18 protein-coding genes are annotated in these 16650 nt (G+C 69.6%); 11 read left to right on the top strand and 7 right to left on the bottom strand.

Annotated elements, in window-relative coordinates:
* Positions 1–57: 57 nt before the first annotated feature.
* Positions 58–786: a TetR/AcrR family transcriptional regulator gene (locus FNH13_RS02115; protein WP_143781931.1), complete on the top strand. Its 729-nt coding sequence runs from the start codon at positions 58–60 to the stop codon at positions 784–786.
* A gap of 1 nt (position 787) precedes the next feature.
* On the opposite strand, the gene FNH13_RS02110 is transcribed toward FNH13_RS02115, so the two are convergent.
* Positions 788–3271 carry an excinuclease ABC subunit UvrA gene (locus FNH13_RS02110; protein ID WP_228266536.1) on the bottom strand — a complete coding sequence of 828 codons (2484 nt, stop codon included), beginning with the start codon at positions 3269–3271 and terminating at the stop codon, positions 788–790.
* Between the two features lie 128 nt (positions 3272–3399).
* Here FNH13_RS02110 and deoD point away from each other — a divergent pair, with 128 nt between their 5' ends.
* The 7 genes from deoD (at position 3400) to FNH13_RS02075 (ending at position 9825) form a co-directional block, all read left to right on the top strand.
* Positions 3400–4161, top strand: a complete 762-nt coding sequence (gene deoD / locus FNH13_RS02105) for a purine-nucleoside phosphorylase (RefSeq protein ID WP_143781929.1) — start codon at positions 3400–3402, stop codon at positions 4159–4161.
* A gap of 237 nt (positions 4162–4398) precedes the next feature.
* A complete protein-coding gene (locus FNH13_RS02100; RefSeq protein ID WP_165699978.1) occupies positions 4399–5340 on the top strand; it encodes a type IV toxin-antitoxin system AbiEi family antitoxin domain-containing protein in 942 nt (313 codons plus the stop codon).
* Between the two features lie 330 nt (positions 5341–5670).
* Positions 5671–6213 carry a barstar family protein gene (locus FNH13_RS02095; protein WP_143781927.1) on the top strand — a complete coding sequence of 181 codons (543 nt, stop codon included), beginning with the start codon at positions 5671–5673 and terminating at the stop codon, positions 6211–6213.
* A complete protein-coding gene (locus tag FNH13_RS02090; RefSeq protein WP_202878846.1) occupies positions 6210–6857 on the top strand; it encodes a ribonuclease domain-containing protein in 648 nt (215 codons plus the stop codon). The genes FNH13_RS02095 and FNH13_RS02090 overlap by 4 nt, the downstream gene beginning before the upstream one ends.
* A 100-nt stretch (positions 6858–6957) precedes the next feature.
* Positions 6958–7239: a metal-sensitive transcriptional regulator gene (locus tag FNH13_RS02085; RefSeq protein WP_143784894.1), complete on the top strand. Its 282-nt coding sequence runs from the start codon at positions 6958–6960 to the stop codon at positions 7237–7239.
* A 41-nt stretch (positions 7240–7280) separates the two neighbouring features.
* Complete coding sequence (locus FNH13_RS02080; protein WP_143781926.1) at positions 7281–7526, top strand: heavy-metal-associated domain-containing protein; 246 nt, start codon at positions 7281–7283, stop codon at positions 7524–7526.
* A gap of 79 nt (positions 7527–7605) precedes the next feature.
* Complete coding sequence (locus FNH13_RS02075; protein WP_143781925.1) at positions 7606–9825, top strand: heavy metal translocating P-type ATPase; 2220 nt, start codon at positions 7606–7608, stop codon at positions 9823–9825.
* Here the strand turns inward: FNH13_RS02075 and FNH13_RS02070 are convergent.
* The 4 genes from FNH13_RS02070 to FNH13_RS02055 form a co-directional block, all read right to left on the bottom strand.
* A complete protein-coding gene (locus FNH13_RS02070) occupies positions 9813–10052 on the bottom strand; it encodes a hypothetical protein (RefSeq protein WP_143781924.1) in 240 nt (79 codons plus the stop codon). The genes FNH13_RS02075 and FNH13_RS02070 overlap by 13 nt on opposite strands.
* Positions 10053–10061: 9 nt before the next feature.
* On the bottom strand, positions 10062–10664 hold the full coding sequence (locus FNH13_RS02065) for a hypothetical protein (protein ID WP_143781923.1): 603 nt from the start codon (positions 10662–10664) through the stop codon (positions 10062–10064).
* A gap of 257 nt (positions 10665–10921) precedes the next feature.
* A complete protein-coding gene (locus FNH13_RS02060; protein ID WP_143781922.1) occupies positions 10922–11557 on the bottom strand; it encodes a VOC family protein in 636 nt (211 codons plus the stop codon).
* A 104-nt stretch (positions 11558–11661) separates the two neighbouring features.
* Positions 11662–12471, bottom strand: coding sequence for a TrmH family RNA methyltransferase (locus tag FNH13_RS02055; protein WP_143781921.1), 810 nt, complete (start codon positions 12469–12471; stop codon positions 11662–11664).
* A gap of 85 nt (positions 12472–12556) precedes the next feature.
* Here FNH13_RS02055 and FNH13_RS02050 point away from each other — a divergent pair, with 85 nt between their 5' ends.
* Both FNH13_RS02050 and FNH13_RS02045 read left to right on the top strand, forming a co-directional pair.
* Positions 12557–13414, top strand: a complete 858-nt coding sequence (locus FNH13_RS02050; protein ID WP_228266535.1) for an HAD family hydrolase — start codon at positions 12557–12559, stop codon at positions 13412–13414.
* On the top strand, positions 13414–13662 hold the full coding sequence (locus FNH13_RS02045; RefSeq protein WP_143781919.1) for a ribosomal protein L7/L12: 249 nt from the start codon (positions 13414–13416) through the stop codon (positions 13660–13662). The genes FNH13_RS02050 and FNH13_RS02045 overlap by 1 nt, the downstream gene beginning before the upstream one ends.
* A 143-nt stretch (positions 13663–13805) precedes the next feature.
* Here the strand turns inward: FNH13_RS02045 and FNH13_RS02040 are convergent, their stop codons facing one another.
* Both FNH13_RS02040 and FNH13_RS02035 read right to left on the bottom strand, forming a co-directional pair.
* Positions 13806–15044 carry an ABC transporter permease gene (locus FNH13_RS02040; protein ID WP_143781918.1) on the bottom strand — a complete coding sequence of 413 codons (1239 nt, stop codon included), beginning with the start codon at positions 15042–15044 and terminating at the stop codon, positions 13806–13808.
* Positions 15041–15925, bottom strand: a complete 885-nt coding sequence (locus FNH13_RS02035; RefSeq protein ID WP_143781917.1) for an ABC transporter ATP-binding protein — start codon at positions 15923–15925, stop codon at positions 15041–15043. The genes FNH13_RS02040 and FNH13_RS02035 overlap by 4 nt, the downstream gene beginning before the upstream one ends.
* Positions 15926–16172: 247 nt before the next feature.
* Here FNH13_RS02035 and FNH13_RS02030 point away from each other — a divergent pair, with 247 nt between their 5' ends.
* Entirely contained in the window at positions 16173–16577 is a 405-nt protein-coding gene (locus tag FNH13_RS02030; RefSeq protein WP_143781916.1) for a pyridoxamine 5'-phosphate oxidase family protein, read from the top strand.
* Positions 16578–16650 lie beyond the last annotated feature (73 nt).

Raw genomic sequence — 16650 nt, 5'->3', positions numbered from 1 at the left:
TGAGATACTGACAGTATTCCCGTACCGCTGGTATGTCAACGGGGTTAGGGTGGCTGGATGACCCCCGCACCACGCTCCCGACAGGATCTGCAACAGGAGACCCGCGACACCCTGGTGAGCGCGGCGCGCGCCGTCTTCGCCGAGAGCGGCTACCACGCGGCCACGTTGGAGGCCATTGCCCGCGAGGCTGGCTATAGCAAGGGAGCGGTCTATTCGAACTTCGCCGGAAAGGCCGAGCTGTTCCTGGCGGTGATGGACGCCAACATGGAGGCTGCGGTCATTGCCGAGGGCTGGGACCTGAAGGACCCGGCTGCGGAGGAGGCTGCCGACTGCGAGCCTCTGCCGGAACAGTTCGACGAGGCGATCCTGGGCATGGGGTTGGCGACCCTGGAGTTCGTCGCCGCGGCGGCCCGCGATCCCGAGCTTCGCCCCCAGCTGGCCAGCAGGTTGACGCAGGTCATTGATGGCTACGCGGGGACGGCGACGCGGGCCCACCCAGGCGAGGAGGATCCGTTGTCGGTCACCGAACGGGGTGCGCTCCTGGCCGCCCTGGACCAGGGCACCGCGCTGCTGACACTGGGCGGCAGCGAACTGATCGACCAGCGCGTCCTCCGCACGGGCATGCAGCGGCTGCTGGTGCCCGGACCGGACGAGGTCCCCCGCGCCGGCGAACGCGGTGCCGCGGCGCTGCACGACGACACTGTCCGGCAGCGGCTGGCCACCGCAGCCCGCGCGGGCGGGTGGGACCGCACGGGGCCGACGGGGCGCGGCGGCGTCGGTCGCTGACCTACGTGGCGGATTCGGATCCAGCGGCGGCCACCAGCCCCGCAGTCATCACGACCCCTCCCGCCTCACCTGATCCAGGCCCGAGCTCCATCACCCAGTCCGCCGTGGCCAGCGCAGCCGGGTCGTGCTCGACGAGCACGACGGTGTGCCCGGCGTCCACCAGGGCGTGGAGGGTGGCCAGCAGCCGGTGCACATCGGCCGGGTGCAGGCCGGACGTCGGTTCGTCCATCAGATACAACGTTGGGGAGCGGCGCTCCTTCTGCAACTCAGTGGCCAGCTTGATGCGCTGTGCCTCACCACCGGACAGCTCGGTCGCGGACTGCCCAAGGCTCAGATAGCCCAGCCCGAGCGCCTCCAGTGCCGCGAGCGCACGCCGCACCGGCTGCTCGTCGGCAAAGACCTCCAACGCGTCGGTCACCGTCAGCGCCAGCACGTCCGCGATGCTCCGCCCTGACCAGGTGACCTCGAGCGTCTCGGGGTTGTAGCGCGCTCCGCCGCACGTCGGACAGGTCGAATAGGTCCCCGGCAGGAACAGCAGCTCGACCGAGACCGCACCCTCCCCCTGGCACGTCTCGCACCGCCCGGCCGCGGTGTTGAAGCTGAATCGTCCGGCCGTGAAACCGCGCTCCCGCGCCGTCCGTGTCGCCGCGAACAGCTTCCGGACATGGTCGAACAGGCCGGTATAGGTCGCCAGGTTGGACCGCGGCGTCCGCCCGATCGGCCGTTGCGTCACCTGCACCACCCGGGTCGGCGCCCCGGTCCCGGTCGCGCTGGCCTCTGCCGCGACGACCACCTCACCACCTTCCCCCGCCAAGCCAGCCCCCTGACCCTGCCCGTCGGAATACTCCCCGTCGCTCTCCTCCTCCGTGATTTCCACCCGGGCGAGCCGGTCACCGACCGCCTCGAGTATGCCGTGGAGCAGGCTGGTCTTGCCCGACCCGGAGACGCCGGTCACCACGGTGAGCGCGCCGAGCGGCACCTCGACGGCGACGCCGTGCAGGTTGTGGCGCTCGATGCCGGTCACCGTCAGCCACCCGGAGGGATCACGGGTCGCTGCCTCACGGATGTCGGCCGGGTGGACTGGGTCGTGCAGGTAGTGCGCCGTGACCGACCCGGCGACCTCGGCGAGGCCGTCCAGCAGCCCGGAGTACAGCACCTGCCCACCCTGCGAGCCCGCACCGGGTCCCACGTCGACGACCCAGTCGCACGCGCCCACCACCGCCATGTCGTGCTCGACCACGAGCACCGAGTTGCCGGCCTCGACCAGTCCGCGCAACACCTCCAGCAGCGGGACAACGTCCTGGGGGTGCAGCCCAGCGGAGGGCTCGTCGAGGACGTACACCACGCCATACAGGCCCGAGCGCAGCGCGGTGGCCAGCCGCAGGCGCTGCAGCTCCCCGGTGGAGACCGACGGTGTGGGACGGGCCAGGTCGAGGTGACCCAGCCCGAGGGTGACCAGGACGTCGAGGCGGGAGACGAGGTCGGTGAGCAGGAGGCGCTCGGCGGCAACCACCGCACGCGAGCGCTCCGCGTGCAGCGGCTGGTCCCCGTGGGGAAGCTCGGCGAGCCGTCGGCGCAGGATCGGCAGCAGGTCGCCCACCGGCAGGTGCTGCGCCTCGTCGATCGCCAGGTCCTGCCAGGTGACGCGCAGCGCGTCCGGGTTGAGCCGACGACCGTGGCAGACCGCGCACGGAGTGGTCTCGACAAACCGCAGCGCGCGTCGTCGCTGGGTGGCGCTCTTGGTCTCGCTGAGCGTGCGCAGGACATAGCGCGCCGCGCTGGAGTAGGTGCCCTGGTAGGGCCGGTTGATGCGATCGGCATCCCGGGTCGGCACCACGGTGACCACGGGCTGCTCGTCCGTGAACAGGATCCAGTCGCGGGTCTCCTGGGGCAGCTTGCGCCAGGGTGCGTCGATGTCGTGGCCGAGCGTGGCGATGATGTCGCGATAGTTCTTGCCCAGCCACGCCCCGGGCCAGGCGGCGATCGCGCCCTCGGCGATCGACAGGCTCGGGTCGGGCACCATCGAGGCCTCGGTCGGCCGGTGCACGACCCCCAGACCCGAGCACTCCGGGCAGGCCCCGACGGCGGTGTTGGGTGAGAAGTGGTCGGAGTCCATCGGCTCGACGTCGTCGGGATAGTCGCCGCTGCGCGACCAGAGCATCCGCAGCGTGTTGCCGGTGGTCGTGATGGTGCCGACCGAGGACCGGGAGGACGGTGCGGCTGGTCGCTGCTCGATGGCCACCGCCGGCGGCAGTCCCGTGATGTCCCGCACCTGCGGGTCGATGGCGGTGTGGATCAGGCGGCGGGCGAAGGGCGCGACCGAGTCGAAGTAGCGCCGCTGCGCCTCGCCGTGGATCGTCCCGAACGCCAGGGACGACTTGCCCGATCCCGACACCCCGGTGATTGCGACCAGCTGGTTGCGTGGAATCTCGACGTCGACGTCACGCAGGTTGTGCAGCCGGGCGCCGTGGACATGGATGGACACCCGCCCATCCTCACACCCATTCTTGGAGAGGCTTGGCACGTGGACCACACCCTTTTGGAGAGGTTTGGTGCGTCCCTCGCGTCTGCGTGGTGAGGCTCGGAACGGAACCGGCCGCCTACCCTGTGGCCATGAGCACGCACATAGCCGCCGCCCCCGGCCAGGTCGCCCCACGCATCCTCCTGCCGGGAGATCCGCTGCGCGCCAAGTGGATCGCCGAGAACTTCCTCGAGGACGCGGACTGCTACAACGAAGTCCGCGGGATGCTCGGGTTCACCGGGACCTACCGCGGCGAGCGTGTCTCCGTGCAGGGCACCGGGATGGGGCAGCCCTCACTCTCGATCTATGTCAACGAGCTGATCACGGAATATGCCGTGCAGCAGCTGGTCCGTGTCGGCAGCTGCGGGGCCCTCACCGAGCGCCTCGCCCTGCGCGACGTCGTGATCGCCCAGGCCGCGGCAACCGACTCGTCGATGAACAGCCACCGGTTTCAGGGGTTCCACTATCCGGCGACGGCAGACTTTGCGCTGCTGCGGCATGCGGCTGAGGCGGCTGAGGCGCCAGCGAAGGGGGCCGGATCCGGCGTCCAGACGCAGGGCGGCGCCTCGTCCCGCCACCTGGTCGGGACGATCTTCAGCTCTGACAGCTTTTATCACGACCGCCCCGACCTCACACAGCGGTTGACGGAGTTCGGGGTGCTGGCCGTGGAGATGGAGGCTGCCGAGCTCTATACCCTCGCCGCGAAGCACGACCGTGCTGCCCTGGCCATCTGCACGGTGTCCGACCACATCGTCACCGGCGCGGAGACGACCGCTCAGGAGCGTGAGCAGACCTTCGGCGCCATGGTGACGATGGCACTCGACGCGATGCTGGCGACACCCCTGCCGGAGTGACCGTTCACCCGGACGTCGCTGGCTCTGCGCCGCCTGAGGGCCCCATACGGCAGCCGTGCAGAGCCATGCGACCAAAGGGGCGCGAAGTGCATGCCTAGACGTCTCATGGCGCCCATCCGGTCGCACGGCTCGGGCCGGGCGCTCCCTGAGCCACCCTCTCCGGTCGTCAACAGCGGCGCTCACTGGGGCTGTGGACAACTCCGGCCGCAGAACCCGCTCGCCGTGCATTGTGAGGGAATGCACCCAGACATCGCGACCCTCTTGGCGAGCCAGGGCGGGGTGGCCGCAACTTCACAACTCACGACGATGGGCATCACTCGCTACGTCCTTCGGCGCCTGATCGTGCACAAGGAGCTCATCCGGCTCCCGCGCGGGATCGTCGCGGACCCCGCTGTGTGGGAGGGCGCGGCGCCGTGGGACCGTCACGCGCTCAGGGCTCAAGGTTTGATGATGGGTCCGGCAGGGGCGCCCGGGAGCCCTCTGGCGCTCAGCCACCACAGTGCCCTCAGCCTCTGCGGCGCAGCCTCACACGGAGTCGATGACCGCATCCACATCGTCCGGACAGATGGACGCCGCGGCCGCAGCGACGCCTTTGTGCAGTGCCATTCACCTGTCGCCGAGGACCAGGTTCACGAGCGGGACGGCGTGCGGATGGTGCTGCCCGAGTTGGCGGTGCTCCAGACCGCTGCCACGTTTGGGGTCGAATCCGGACTGGTCAGCGCCGACTCGTGCCTGCGAGATGGCCAGGTCACGCCAGACAAGTTGCAGCAAGCCCTGGACCGGGGCGGTTTCGGCAACGGGACGAGCGCCGCCAGAACGGTGACCAAGCATGCCTCTGGCCTCGCCGAGTCGGCCGGCGAGAGCCGTTGCCGGTGGTTGTTCGTCATGCTCGGACTGCCGACACCACTCGCCCAGGCGATCATCCGCGACCACGCGGGCCAGTTCATAGCGCGCGTCGACTTCCTGTTCGAGGACGAGCGCACCGTCATCGAGTTCGACGGGCGGGTGAAGTACACGAACCCCAGGGTCCTCTTCGAGGAGAAGCAGCGCGAGGACTTCCTACGCACCCTCGGCTACATCGTGGTGCGCCTTGTGTGGGCAGACCTCGCGCATCCAGACCGCGTGCGCGCGAGGATCCTGGAGGCGTTCTCGATCTCGGCCCGCCACCGCGCATCGTGACCACGTGCCCCTGACCTGATGCCACCGCCTCTCGAAGTCGCTGCCGGGAGGCCATGCGACAAAAGGGGCGCGATGCGTGTGCCTGGACATCTCACGGCGCCCATCCGGTCGCATCGCTCGCCGGGCTGACCGAAGTCGCAGCCGGGAGGCCATGCGACAAAAGGGGCGCGATGCGAGTGCCTGGACATCTCACGGCGCCCATCCGGTCGCATCGCTCGCCGGGCTGACGGGAGTCGCATCGCTCGCCGGGCTCACGGGAGTCCCATCGCTCTCCGTGGCCAAACCACGTATGTGCGGGGAGCACTATGGCTGGGACATACTCTGGACGCCATGCCCACTGGAAGAGCCAGTCATCCCATAGGCGTCCGCAGCGTCCTGCCGGCCCTCGGTGGTCAGGGGGTGCTGCTGGCCGCGGCGGCCGACGCTGACCGGATCCGGCACGCCCTCGCCGACGCAGGATTTGCCATTGTCGAGGCTGATCTCAGTGCCCGTGACCAGCGGGCCGACCCCACTACCCTGCGGACCGCCCAGGCCACGATCGCCGAAGCTCTGTACCTCCCCGAGACCGCTGGCCGGAATCTGGATGCGATGGTCGACTCCCTGCGTGACCTTGCCACCTGGTGGCCGGAGGACGAACGGATCCTGCTCCTGCTGCACAGCGCGGAGGCCCTAGTCCAGAGCGATCTGCCCGGCTGGCACACCCTGACCGAGATCCTGCGGGATGCCTCGCGCGACCTCTGGCAGGGCGGCGCTCCAGGTGACCGCGTGTTTGAGACGGTGGCCCTGGTTGACCGGCACGGAGTGCCGAGCCTCCCAACGGAGCCCCTGGCCAACGCGGTCCCGGATGGGCCTGACCTGGAGGACGGAGCATGAGCCGCACGGCCCGGACCGTTGGGGCCCTGGTCGCCGCAACAGCGTTGCTGCTCAGCGGATGCGTGGACGTCGACTCCACGCCCAGTAGCGAGACCCAGACGGAGCCGGCCTCAGCGGAGCGCAGCACAGAGGGGAGCGGTGGCCCCGGAGACCTCCTGCCCGGCGCTGAGGGAACCAGCCAACCCACCGCTGACGACGCCATCGACGACCGGCCGGCTGCGGACCCGACAGACACGGACCCGACAGACACGGACCCGACGGACACGGACCCGACGGACACGGACCCGACAGACGACGATCAAAGTGAGCAACCAGAACTGGGGGCTCCCGGCATACCGGCGTGTGACCTGCTCGACCTGCCCGCGACTGCGCTACCGGTCATCGAGGACATCGAGGCCGGCGGTCCCTACGACTACCCGCGCAACGACGGTGTCCACTTCCAGAACCGGGAGGGCATCCTGCCCGACGAGGACCGCGATTTCTATCGCGAGTTCACCGTCGAGACACCAGGACTCGACCACCGGGGGCCACGCCGGATCGTGACCGGCGGTTTCGAGGAGACCGACCCCGAGCACTGGTACTTCACCGAGGACCACTACGAGAGTTTCTGCGAGTTCGATCCCGACCGTGCCGAGGTCGGCTGACGCCCCCGCAACGCGGCGCGCCCCTGTCGAGGTTCGCCCGTCCGGCCGGGGTCTCACCTAGACAATCCATACCCAAGGGGGGTATGCTGTGGGCATGGCTGTGAACGGATACACCGGCTCCAAGGAGGACTACCTCAAGCGGCTCGCCCGCATCGAGGGACAGGTCCGGGGCATCGCCAAGATGGTCGACAACGACACCTACTGCATCGACATCCTGACGCAGGTCTCTGCCGCGACCAAGGCTCTCCAGGCGGTCAGCCTCGGCCTGCTGGAGGACCACATCGGGCACTGCGTCGTGGACGCGGCGCGCGAGTCCGACGACGCGGCGCAGGTCAAGGTCACCGAGGCCTCGGCAGCCATCGCACGCCTCGTGCGCAGCTGACCCCCCACCCACCACGGCACCACCTACCGAAGGAGCACATCATGGAATACCGCGACACCAGCACCCAGAACCAGGTCACCCGGATCGCCGTGAACGGCATGACGTGCGGCCACTGCGCCGACTCGGTCACCGAAGAGCTCAAGGAGATCGAGGGCGTGCTCAGCGTCCGGATCGACCAGATCGTCAAGGACGGCAGCACGGACGTCTTCGTCGAGTCCGACCGCCCGCTCGACCTGCCAGCCGCCCGTGCAGCTGTCGAGGAGGCCGGTTACACCGCCTCCGTCTGAGGCAGCACGTCCCAGCCATCCACGTCGGGACGCTGACCTCAGGACGACGCCCGACACACCCACAGCAGGACCAGGAGCCATGAGCACGACCACGAAGCCCCTCCCACCCACGCATGAGACAGACGTCCAGCACGTTGATCTCGCCATCACCGGGATGACGTGTGCCTCGTGCTCGGCCCGCATCGAGCGCAAACTCAACAAGATCGAGGGCGTCGAGGCCAGCGTCAACCTGGCCACCGAGAAGGCCAGCGTTTCCTACCCCGCGGCACTGTCCGTCGCCGACCTCGTCGCGACCGTGGAGAAGACGGGGTATGGCGCCACGCCCCTGGCGCAGGACCGGGCCAGCCGTGCACCGGCCATGACGCACGACGTCGTGGACCAGACCTCGCTCCGGCTGCGGATGGTCGTGGCCTCCGTGCTCGCGGCGGTCGTCGCCATACTCCACATGGTGCCGCCGGTCGCCGACGCCATGGGCACGGCAGGGATGTGGGCCCAGTTCGTCCTGACCCTGCCGGTCTATCTGTGGGCGGCCTGGCCGTTCCACCGGGCAGCGATCATCAACGCCCGCCACCTGTCGTCCACGATGGACACGCTGGTCTCGGTCGGCACCACGGCGGCCATGGGCTGGTCGGTGGTCGCCCTGCTCACCGGCTTCAGCCACGACATGTACTTCGAGGTCGTCGCCGTCGTCACGGCCTTCCTGCTGATCGGCCGCTACATCGAGGCCCGCGCCAAGGCCCAGGGCCGCTCAGCGCTGCAGTCGCTGATGGAGCTGGGCGCCAAGGACGTCGCGGTGCTGCGTCACGAGACCGGCAGCGGGGCGTGGACCGAGCACCGCATCCCGGTGGACGACCTGCGCTCCGGTGACCGCTTCGTGGTCCGCCCGGGCGAGAAGGTCGCCACGGACGGCCGGATCGTCGACGGCTCCAGCTCGATCGACGCCAGCATGGTCACCGGCGAGTCGATGCCCGTGGAGGTCAGCGCCGGGGACCCGGTCACCGGAGCCACCGTCAACGGACACGGCCGCCTGGTGGTCGAGGCGACCCGCGTCGGTGCCGAGACGACCCTGGCACGCATCACCCAACTAGTGGAGCAGGCCCAGACCGGCAAGGCCCCGGTGCAGCGTCTGGCCGACCGGATCTCCGCCGTCTTTGTGCCGATCGTGCTCGTCATCGCGGTGCTGACCTTCCTCATCTGGCTGCTCACCAGCAACCCCGTCACCGACGGCCTGGCCGCCGCGGTGGCCGTGCTGATCATCGCCTGCCCCTGCGCACTCGGGCTGGCCACCCCGACCGCGCTCCTCACCGGCACCGGCCGCGGTGCCGAGCTCGGCATCCTGATCAAGGGCCCGCAGATCCTGGAGTCCACCCGCCGGGTCGACACCGTCGTGCTCGACAAGACCGGCACGCTGACCACCGGTGAGCCGGTGCTCACCGACGTCCTCACCGTCGGCAACCTGCCGAACGAGGCCGCCCTCAAAGCCGCGGCCAGCGTCGAGGCCGGCAGTGAGCACCCGATCGCTCAGGCGATCGTGCAGGGCGCACGCGACCGTGGGATCGAGCTCAAGCCGCTCACGAACTTCGTCAACCTGCCGGGCCAGGGCGCCCGAGCCGGCGTGGGAGGCACCGAGGTGACGGTCGGCAAGCCTGACCTGTTCGACCAGGTCCCCGACCAGTTGCTGGCCGAGCTCGCCGCCGGCCGGGGCACCACGGTGCTCGTGGGCTGGGAAGGCACCGCCCGCGCGGCCATCACCGTGGCCGACACCCCGCGGACGTCGAGTGCCGCGGCGGTGGCGCGCCTGCGCGAGCTGGGTCTGACGCCATACCTGCTCACCGGCGACAACGAGCACACCGCGCGCCGGGTGGCTCGCGAGGTCGGCATCGACGAGACGCACGTCGACGCCGGCGTCCTGCCCCAGGACAAGTTCGACCACATCCGCGCCCTCCAGGAGCAGGGCAAGGTGGTGGCGATGGTTGGCGACGGGGTCAACGACGCCGCCGCGCTCGCCCAGGCAGACTTGGGCATGGCCATGGGGTCGGGCACCGATGTGGCCGCCGAGTCCGCGGACATCGTGCTGATGCGCTCTGACGTCGACACGGTCGCCGACGCCATCGGCTTGTCACGCAAGACACTTCGCGTCATCCAGCAGAACCTGGTGTGGGCCTTTGGCTACAACACGCTGGCCATCCCGCTGGCCGCGCTGGGCCTGCTGACCCCGATGATCGCCGGCGGCGCGATGGCGATGTCCAGCGTGCTCGTCGTGCTCAACAGCCTGCGGCTGAAGGCCTACAAGCGCTGACGCAGCTCCCCCACGCCGGCTCCGGTGTCCTCACGGTGGACCACCTCCTCGACGATCCGGCTGTCCCGACCCCCGGGCGGCGTGGAGGTCCGGTGCGCCACCGCCCGGAGCCGGTCGAGGGTATGCCGTGGGCTGGCTCCGCGGTGCAACTCCACCCCGCGCGCATTCTGTCGATCGAAGTCGAAGCGAACCCGGGCCAGCCCGACCGCCCAGCGCGCCGGACTCATCGCTGGACCTCATCCTGAGCGACGACGCCTGGGCAGGGCCACTGACAGCCCCAGCAGGCCCACGGCAGAACTCGCCAGGGCCACGTTAGTCAGCACGGACTCCTCGGGCACCCCGTCACCCTGGCGCCTCGAGTTGAGCTCGACACCGGTGACGGCGACGATCGCCATCCTGCGACAGGAGTGCTGCTCCGGTCCCGCACCGCACACGTCGCGCAACTGGTCGGCCAGCCGGTCGTCGATCGCACCCCGCGCCCAACGCCCCAGGGGCCGACCGGACTGGTCGGCATAACGCAGCAGGTCATAACCGTAGTCGTGCTGTCGACAGGCCGGCTCGAACTCCTCGGGGAGCGGCACCGGGGAGGAGCACCCACCGTCGGCCCGGACCAACTGGCCGTGCTCGGTGACCGGCTGATAGCCGCGCACGGCCGCGAAGTCCCCCGGAACGGCGGCCAGCGCCTCCTGCGTGGTGCCCGACACCAGTGCCCGCACAGCGACGGCCGCCTCTGTCTGCTCATCCCCGGCCTCCAGCCCGGTCCCGGCCAGCGTGAGACCACCGCTGGTGAGCAGTGCCACGAGGCACAGAAGGAGTGCTGCGAAGCGTCGGGAGATCATGCTTCCGACGCTAGGAATCACCTGTGCTGCAGTGGATCACCCAGAGGTCGGAGACACGCGATGCCGCCTGGGGCCGGACAGCCGCTGCGGCCTCACCCGCGGGGTGAGGCTCAACTCACCCACAGGTATGACGCTGGGCAGCGGAGCCCGGATGATGCCGGGGCGGCGGAGCCCGGATGATGCCGGGGCGGCGGAGGCAACCCGCCGACGCGGCGGCGGAGGCGACCCCGCCGGCATACGAGAGCCTGGGGGGTGCCTCAGATGGTGACGGGCCCCTCGGGTCCCTCGAAGGTGACCGACTCCAGGGCAGCCAGCTCGTGCTGCTCGAACGTGAAGTCCACGCCCTGCTCCCAGTTGCCCCGCTCGGTGATGCCCAGCCAGTCCCGCACGCGCGCCGGCTCGCCGGAGATGTGCAGTCCGGTCAGGTTGACGGCCGACGCCTGCAACCGTGAGGGGTGGTGCGCCATCGTGGACCACTGGATGAAGAACGGCAGCTGCGGGTCGGCGATCAGACCGCGGATCCCGATCTGGCGCCAGTGCAGCTCCACGCCCTCGGGGGTGTGCCGCTGGCCCTCGACGGAGCGGCGACCCAGCCGCTCCTCGACGTCGCTGAGGTCCTCGACCGCGATGACCCACGCCATCCACCCGCCGCCCAGGGCGGAGCGGGCGCGCACGGCCTGGCCGAACGGTGCCTTGTCGGAGGCCGGGTGGTCCAGCACCTCGACGACCTCGATGTAACGGTCACCGGCAAGGGGCAGGATCACGTTGCGCGTCCCGAAGCGCGGGTGGACCCCACCGTCGCGCGGGGTGATGCCCAACCTGTCGCCCAGTGTCTGCGCCGTCGCCCGCAGCCCCTCCGGACTCGCCGCGTAACTCACGTGATCGATCCGCATTCAGTCATCGTGGCACACCGCTTTGGTCAAGCGTTAACCAGGTCCGTGCGGACCGTGAGGCCTGCCGGAAAGGGCCCCTCCCGGGGGAGGTCGCGAGCGCTCGCTCAGCGCGCTCGCCGCTGGCGCACGGCCTCGTAGGTGATGATCGCCGCGGAGGTCGATACGTTCAACGAGTTGGCCTGCCCGACCATCGGGATCCGCACCCGGTGGGTGGCGGCGTGGAGGACCTGGTCGCTCAGACCGGTCTTCTCCGCACCGACCGCCAGGGCCACCGGGCCGGTGTAGTCGATGTCGGTGTACTCGACATCGGTGTCCGGTGTCGCGGCGACCAGGGCGATGCCCCGCGCCGCGAGATAGCTCAGGGCCGCGCCGGTCGAGTCGCTGACCACCGGAACCGAAAAGACCGTGCCCTTGCTGGCCCGCACCAGGTTGGGGTTGCCCCAGTCGGTGACCGGGTCCGCCGCGATGACGGCGTGCACACCGGCCGCGTCGGCGGTGCGCAGCATGGCACCGAGGTTGCCGGGCTTCTCCACGTGCTCACACAGCAGCACCAGTGCGTCGTCGGGCACCTCGAGGTCGGAGATGTTGCGGGTCACGGTGTCGACCACCGCCAGGAACCCGTCCGGTCCCTCCCGGTAGGCCACCTTCTCGAAGGCCGCCCGCCCGAGCCGGACCACCTTCGCGCCGCGGCCAGCGACGTCGTGCACGACCCGGGCCTGGGCGTCAGGGTCAGCCATCAGGTCAGGACAGTAGAAGACGACCCGTGGCACCACCCCGGCCCCCAGCGCCAGGTCGAGCTCCTCAAAGCCCTCGATGAGGGTGCGCCCCTCCGCCTCCCGGACGCGCCGGCGACGCAGGGCGGCCAGCGCCTTCAGCCGCGGATTCGCCGGCGAGGTGATCAGCAACTCATCCATCGCGGGACAGCATCTCAGACTCGGCCAGCGGTCGCGTCACACCTCGCTGCCCCCGGTCCGTCCCGACCCGGGTAGCGTGGGCCAGGTGACACGATGGGGAGCTGCGGAAGACCTGCTGATTGCACTGGACGTGGACGGGACGATCCTGCACCACGACGGGCACCTCACCGAGCGCGTCGCCGCGTCGATCGTTGCGCTGCGTGACGCGGGGGCGCACATCGTGATCGCCACCGGACGCTCCGTGGTCGCGACCACACCGATCCTGGAGGAGCTGGGCCTCGTCCGTGAGGGTGGCCTGGCGGTCTGCTCCAACGGGGCCATCACCATCGGTCTGGACCCGGCGTATGACGACGGGTACCGCATCCTTGAAGCCGTCACCTTTGATCCCCGCCCGGCGGTGGAACTGCTGCGTCAGGCCCGTCCGGACGCTCTCGTCGCGGTCGAGGAGGTCGGCGTCGGCTTCAAGCTCAGCGCGCCCTTCCCCGACGGTGAGCTGCAGGGCAACCTGCGGGTCGTCGACCACGACGAGCTGGTCGCCAGTCCGGCCACGCGTGTCACCTTCCGAGATCCCAACGGATCGGCGGAGAGCTTCTCTGATCTGGTGGATGAGATCGGCCTGCACGGCGTGAACTATGCCGTCGGCTTCACCGCGTGGCTGGACCTGGCTCCCGAGGGGGTCTCCAAGGGCAGTGCGCTGGAGCAGATCCGCCGCCAGCTCGGCGTCGAGCCATGGTGCACGATCGCCGTCGGTGACCAGCGCAACGACCTGGAGATGCTCAGGTGGGCGGCCCGTGGCGTCGCGATGGGACAGGCTCCGCCCGAGGTGGTGGCTGCCGCCGACGAGACGACGTCGCCGGTCGAGGAGGACGGGCTGGCGGTGCTGCTGGAGCAGGTGGCTGCCGAGCTGTCCAGCAACTCCGCAACGAACACCAAGGAGCACTAATGGGACTGTTCGGCAACGACGACTCCTCACAGGTCGCCGCCCTGACGATGCGCGTCACCCAGCTCGAGCAGCGGGTCGAGCAGCTCGCCCAGCTGGTGGGTGCCCCTGCGGCTCCGCAGGACCCCCGCATGGACGAGGTGATCCGCCTCAAGCGGGCGGGTGAACCCATCGCCGCGATCAAGCTGCTGCGTGAGATCCAGCCTGGCCTCGGCCTGGCTGACGCGAAGGCAATCGTCGACCAGATGTGAGACACCCGGCCCACGCAGACATCGTGCCGGGCACACACCAGTGGGCCGGCCGACCCCTGCGCGACCGACCCACTGATGGCACCAGAGCCGGGTTCCCCGCCCGGCTCCGGGACTGACCCGGGTGCCCCACCCGGGTCAGGACCTCACTCGCCGCCTGCCCAGGCAGCCTTCAGCGAGACCCGGCCGGACGTCTGCAGCAGCGACCGCTTGTAGAGCCGGGTGCCGACGCCGATCGTGACGAAGCAGAAGACCACCGTCAGGCCGAGGGCGATCACGGCCTCCCACCACGCCGCGGAGCCGTCCAGCAGCCGCATCGGCATCAGGATCGTAGAGAGCACCGGCACGAAGGAGCCGATGACCTTGGCCGCCCCGTCCAGGCTGAGTCCCACGATGAAGACCAGCACCAGGGCCATGGTGAGCGGCATCGTGGTGGACTGCAGGTCCTCGGTCCGTGAGGCCATCGCACCGGCCGCCGCCCAGATGCAGGCCAGCGCCAGGAAGCCGAGCACGAAGAACGGGATGTACCACAGGAACCCCTGGCCCAACATCGAGAGGTACTGGTCGTACTCGGTGAAGGTCAGTCCCACGAGGGCGACGATCCCGATCAGGGCCATCTGGCCGAAGGCCAGCACCGTGCTGCCGACGACCTTGCCGATCATGAGGGCACGCACCGGGATCGCTGCGGCCAGGATCTCCACGATGCGCGACTGCTTCTCTTCGACGACTGAGTTGGCGATCATCATCCCGAACATCACGGCCGACATATAGAACAGGAAGGCCATGGCAAAGCCGGCGAGCCAGGACACGAAGCGCGACTGCTCATCACCACCGGAGAGGTCCCGGGTCGTCACGGTCGAGCCCGCGGTGAGCTCATCCAGGCTCGTCCCGGCGGCCTGCGCATTCTCCTGCAGCGCGTTGGAGCGGACGGCGTCAGTGATCACGCCCTCCAACTGAGAGTCGGTCTCGCCGTTGGTGACCAGCTCCCAACCGTCCCCCGCGGGGAGGAGGGCACCGTCCACCTCCTCATCGACGAGCAGCGCCTCAGCGGCGGCCGTGTCAGCGACCTGCACCGACTCGACGGAGGCCTCGGGGTCCGACACCTGCAGGTCCTGCTCGGCCTGGGTCAGCACGGCCGTGGCCGCGGTGTCGGTCACCGCGACCTTGAAGGCGGGCGCGCTGCCGCCCATCAGGAAGCCCTGCAGCGCAAACATGCCGACGATCAGCAAGAGGGTGGCGCCGGTGCCGATCAGGAAGTTGCGATCGGTGAGCCGGACCTGCATCTCCCGCAGGGCCACCAGTGCCCAGGGAGCGCCGCGGTCATCCGAGCTGCTCTCGGCCGCCGGGGCCGAGGTCTTGGGCGTGAGGCTGGTGTCGGTGCTCATGCTGCTGCCACCTCTCGGTAGATCTCACTCAGGGACGGACGAATCTTGCTGAACTCGCGGACGCCACCACGAGAGACGGCCTCGGCGAGCAGGCGCTGGGCGACCTCCTCCGACTCGGGCTCCAGGGCGACGGTGCCACCCTCGACGTCCAGGACCGTGATGCCGGTGACGCCGCGCACCCAGCCTGCGTCACCGGTCAGGCTCAGGACATAGCGCAGCGGCGCACCGCCTCGCAGCTCCTCGGAGGTGCCGCTGGCCACGACCTTGCCCTTGTGAAGCACGACGATGCCGTCGCACAGCCGGTCGACGAGGTCGAGCTGGTGGCTGCTAAACAGCACCGGGACGCCGTTGGAGGTGTGCTCACGCAGCAGGTCGGCCATCTGCTCCACGGCAGCAGGGTCAAGGCCGGAGAACGGCTCGTCCAGGATCAGCGCGGTCGGGTCACCCAGGACGGCAGCGATGATCTGGGCGCGCTGCTGGTTGCCCAGCGAGAGCTTCTCGACCTTCTCCTTCAACCGGTCCCCCAACCCGAAACGTTCGAGCAAGTGCTGCGCACGTCCGCGGGCATCGTTCTGGCTCATCCCGTGCAGCCGCCCCAGATAGGCGAGCTGGTCCAGCACGCCCTGCTTGGGATAGAGGCCACGCTCCTCGGGCATATAGCCGAACCGGGTGCGGTCTGCGCGCGTGGCCGGGCGACCGTCCCAGGTCACCTCGCCGGCGGTCGGCGCCAGCACCCCCATGATCATCCGCATGGTCGTGGTCTTGCCGGCGCCGTTGCCCCCCACAAAACCGATCATCTTGCCGGCCGGCACCTCAAAGGTGACGTCGTCGACCGCGCGAACCTCGGCATACTGCCTGGTCAGTCCGTGCACTCCAAGCATCGGAACTCCCCTCGTCACGGACCCCGCAGAGCCCTGTCGTTGTTGTCCCTCAATCTGTCATCCGCGAGGGGCTCGGCACATCGGCGGTGTGGGGGATCTTCGCTCTCCGCCGCACGGGGGAGGCCGTGGCACGGGCGGTCACCGGATGTCACCCGTCCGGGTGGCCCCACCGTGAGTTTGAGCACGAATTCTGGAGTCCACAGGCTGCATTTACTACAATGGGTAGTAACTGGAAGGGGTGTTCGTCATGATCGACAACTCATGGCTGGACGAGACACAGTGCTGGGAGCTCCTGCGCAGCAAGGATCTCGGCCGACTGGGCTACCACCTCGTGGACGAGGTGCACATCGTGCCGGTGAACTATGTGGTGGACCGTCAGCGCGTGGTCTTTCGCACCACCCCCGGCAGCAAGCTGCTCGGTGTGGTGATGGACGACGACGTCGCCTTCGAGGTCGACGCGGCAGAGGCCGAGGACGGGGCCTGGTCGGTGCTCGCGCGCGGACGAGCCCGGATCCTGGAGGGCGACGAGCGGCGCGAAGCCGAGCAGTTGCCGCTGCAGCCGTGGAGCAGCGGCGAGAAGCTCACCATCGTCGCGATCGACGTGCAGACGCTGACGGGTCGGCGGATCGACCGGCGGGCCGCGACCGCCTAACCGGGAGGGCGCCTGACCGAGAGGGCGCCTGACCGAGAGGGCGCCTGACCAAGAAGGCGCCTGATCCCCGCCG

The organism is Ornithinimicrobium ciconiae, assembly GCF_007197575.1.
Lineage (GTDB): Bacteria > Actinomycetota > Actinomycetes > Actinomycetales > Dermatophilaceae > Ornithinicoccus > Ornithinicoccus ciconiae.
Note: the sequence above shows the minus strand (reverse complement) of the source record. Positions and strands in the feature narration are given on the sequence as shown.

Bases quoted from the DNA above. Each gene is read 5' to 3' on its own strand.
- FNH13_RS02030 (WP_143781916.1), top strand. From the start codon at position 16,173: ATGATCGACAACTCATGGCTGGACGAGACACAGTGCTGGGAGCTCCTG.
- FNH13_RS02040 (WP_143781918.1), bottom strand. From the start codon at position 15,044: ATGAGCACCGACACCAGCCTCACGCCCAAGACCTCGGCCCCGGCGGCC.
- deoD (WP_143781929.1), top strand. From the start codon at position 3,400: ATGAGCACGCACATAGCCGCCGCCCCCGGCCAGGTCGCCCCACGCATC.
- FNH13_RS02060 (WP_143781922.1), bottom strand. From the start codon at position 11,557: ATGCGGATCGATCACGTGAGTTACGCGGCGAGTCCGGAGGGGCTGCGG.
- FNH13_RS02115 (WP_143781931.1), top strand. From the start codon at position 58: ATGACCCCCGCACCACGCTCCCGACAGGATCTGCAACAGGAGACCCGC.
- FNH13_RS02055 (WP_143781921.1), bottom strand. From the start codon at position 12,471: ATGGATGAGTTGCTGATCACCTCGCCGGCGAATCCGCGGCTGAAGGCG.
- FNH13_RS02090 (WP_202878846.1), top strand. From the start codon at position 6,210: ATGAGCCGCACGGCCCGGACCGTTGGGGCCCTGGTCGCCGCAACAGCG.
- FNH13_RS02035 (WP_143781917.1), bottom strand. From the start codon at position 15,925: ATGCTTGGAGTGCACGGACTGACCAGGCAGTATGCCGAGGTTCGCGCG.
- FNH13_RS02100 (WP_165699978.1), top strand. From the start codon at position 4,399: ATGCACCCAGACATCGCGACCCTCTTGGCGAGCCAGGGCGGGGTGGCC.
- FNH13_RS02075 (WP_143781925.1), top strand. From the start codon at position 7,606: ATGAGCACGACCACGAAGCCCCTCCCACCCACGCATGAGACAGACGTC.
- FNH13_RS02080 (WP_143781926.1), top strand. From the start codon at position 7,281: ATGGAATACCGCGACACCAGCACCCAGAACCAGGTCACCCGGATCGCC.
- FNH13_RS02045 (WP_143781919.1), top strand. From the start codon at position 13,414: ATGGGACTGTTCGGCAACGACGACTCCTCACAGGTCGCCGCCCTGACG.
- FNH13_RS02070 (WP_143781924.1), bottom strand. From the start codon at position 10,052: ATGAGTCCGGCGCGCTGGGCGGTCGGGCTGGCCCGGGTTCGCTTCGAC.
- FNH13_RS02095 (WP_143781927.1), top strand. From the start codon at position 5,671: ATGCCCACTGGAAGAGCCAGTCATCCCATAGGCGTCCGCAGCGTCCTG.
- FNH13_RS02065 (WP_143781923.1), bottom strand. From the start codon at position 10,664: ATGATCTCCCGACGCTTCGCAGCACTCCTTCTGTGCCTCGTGGCACTG.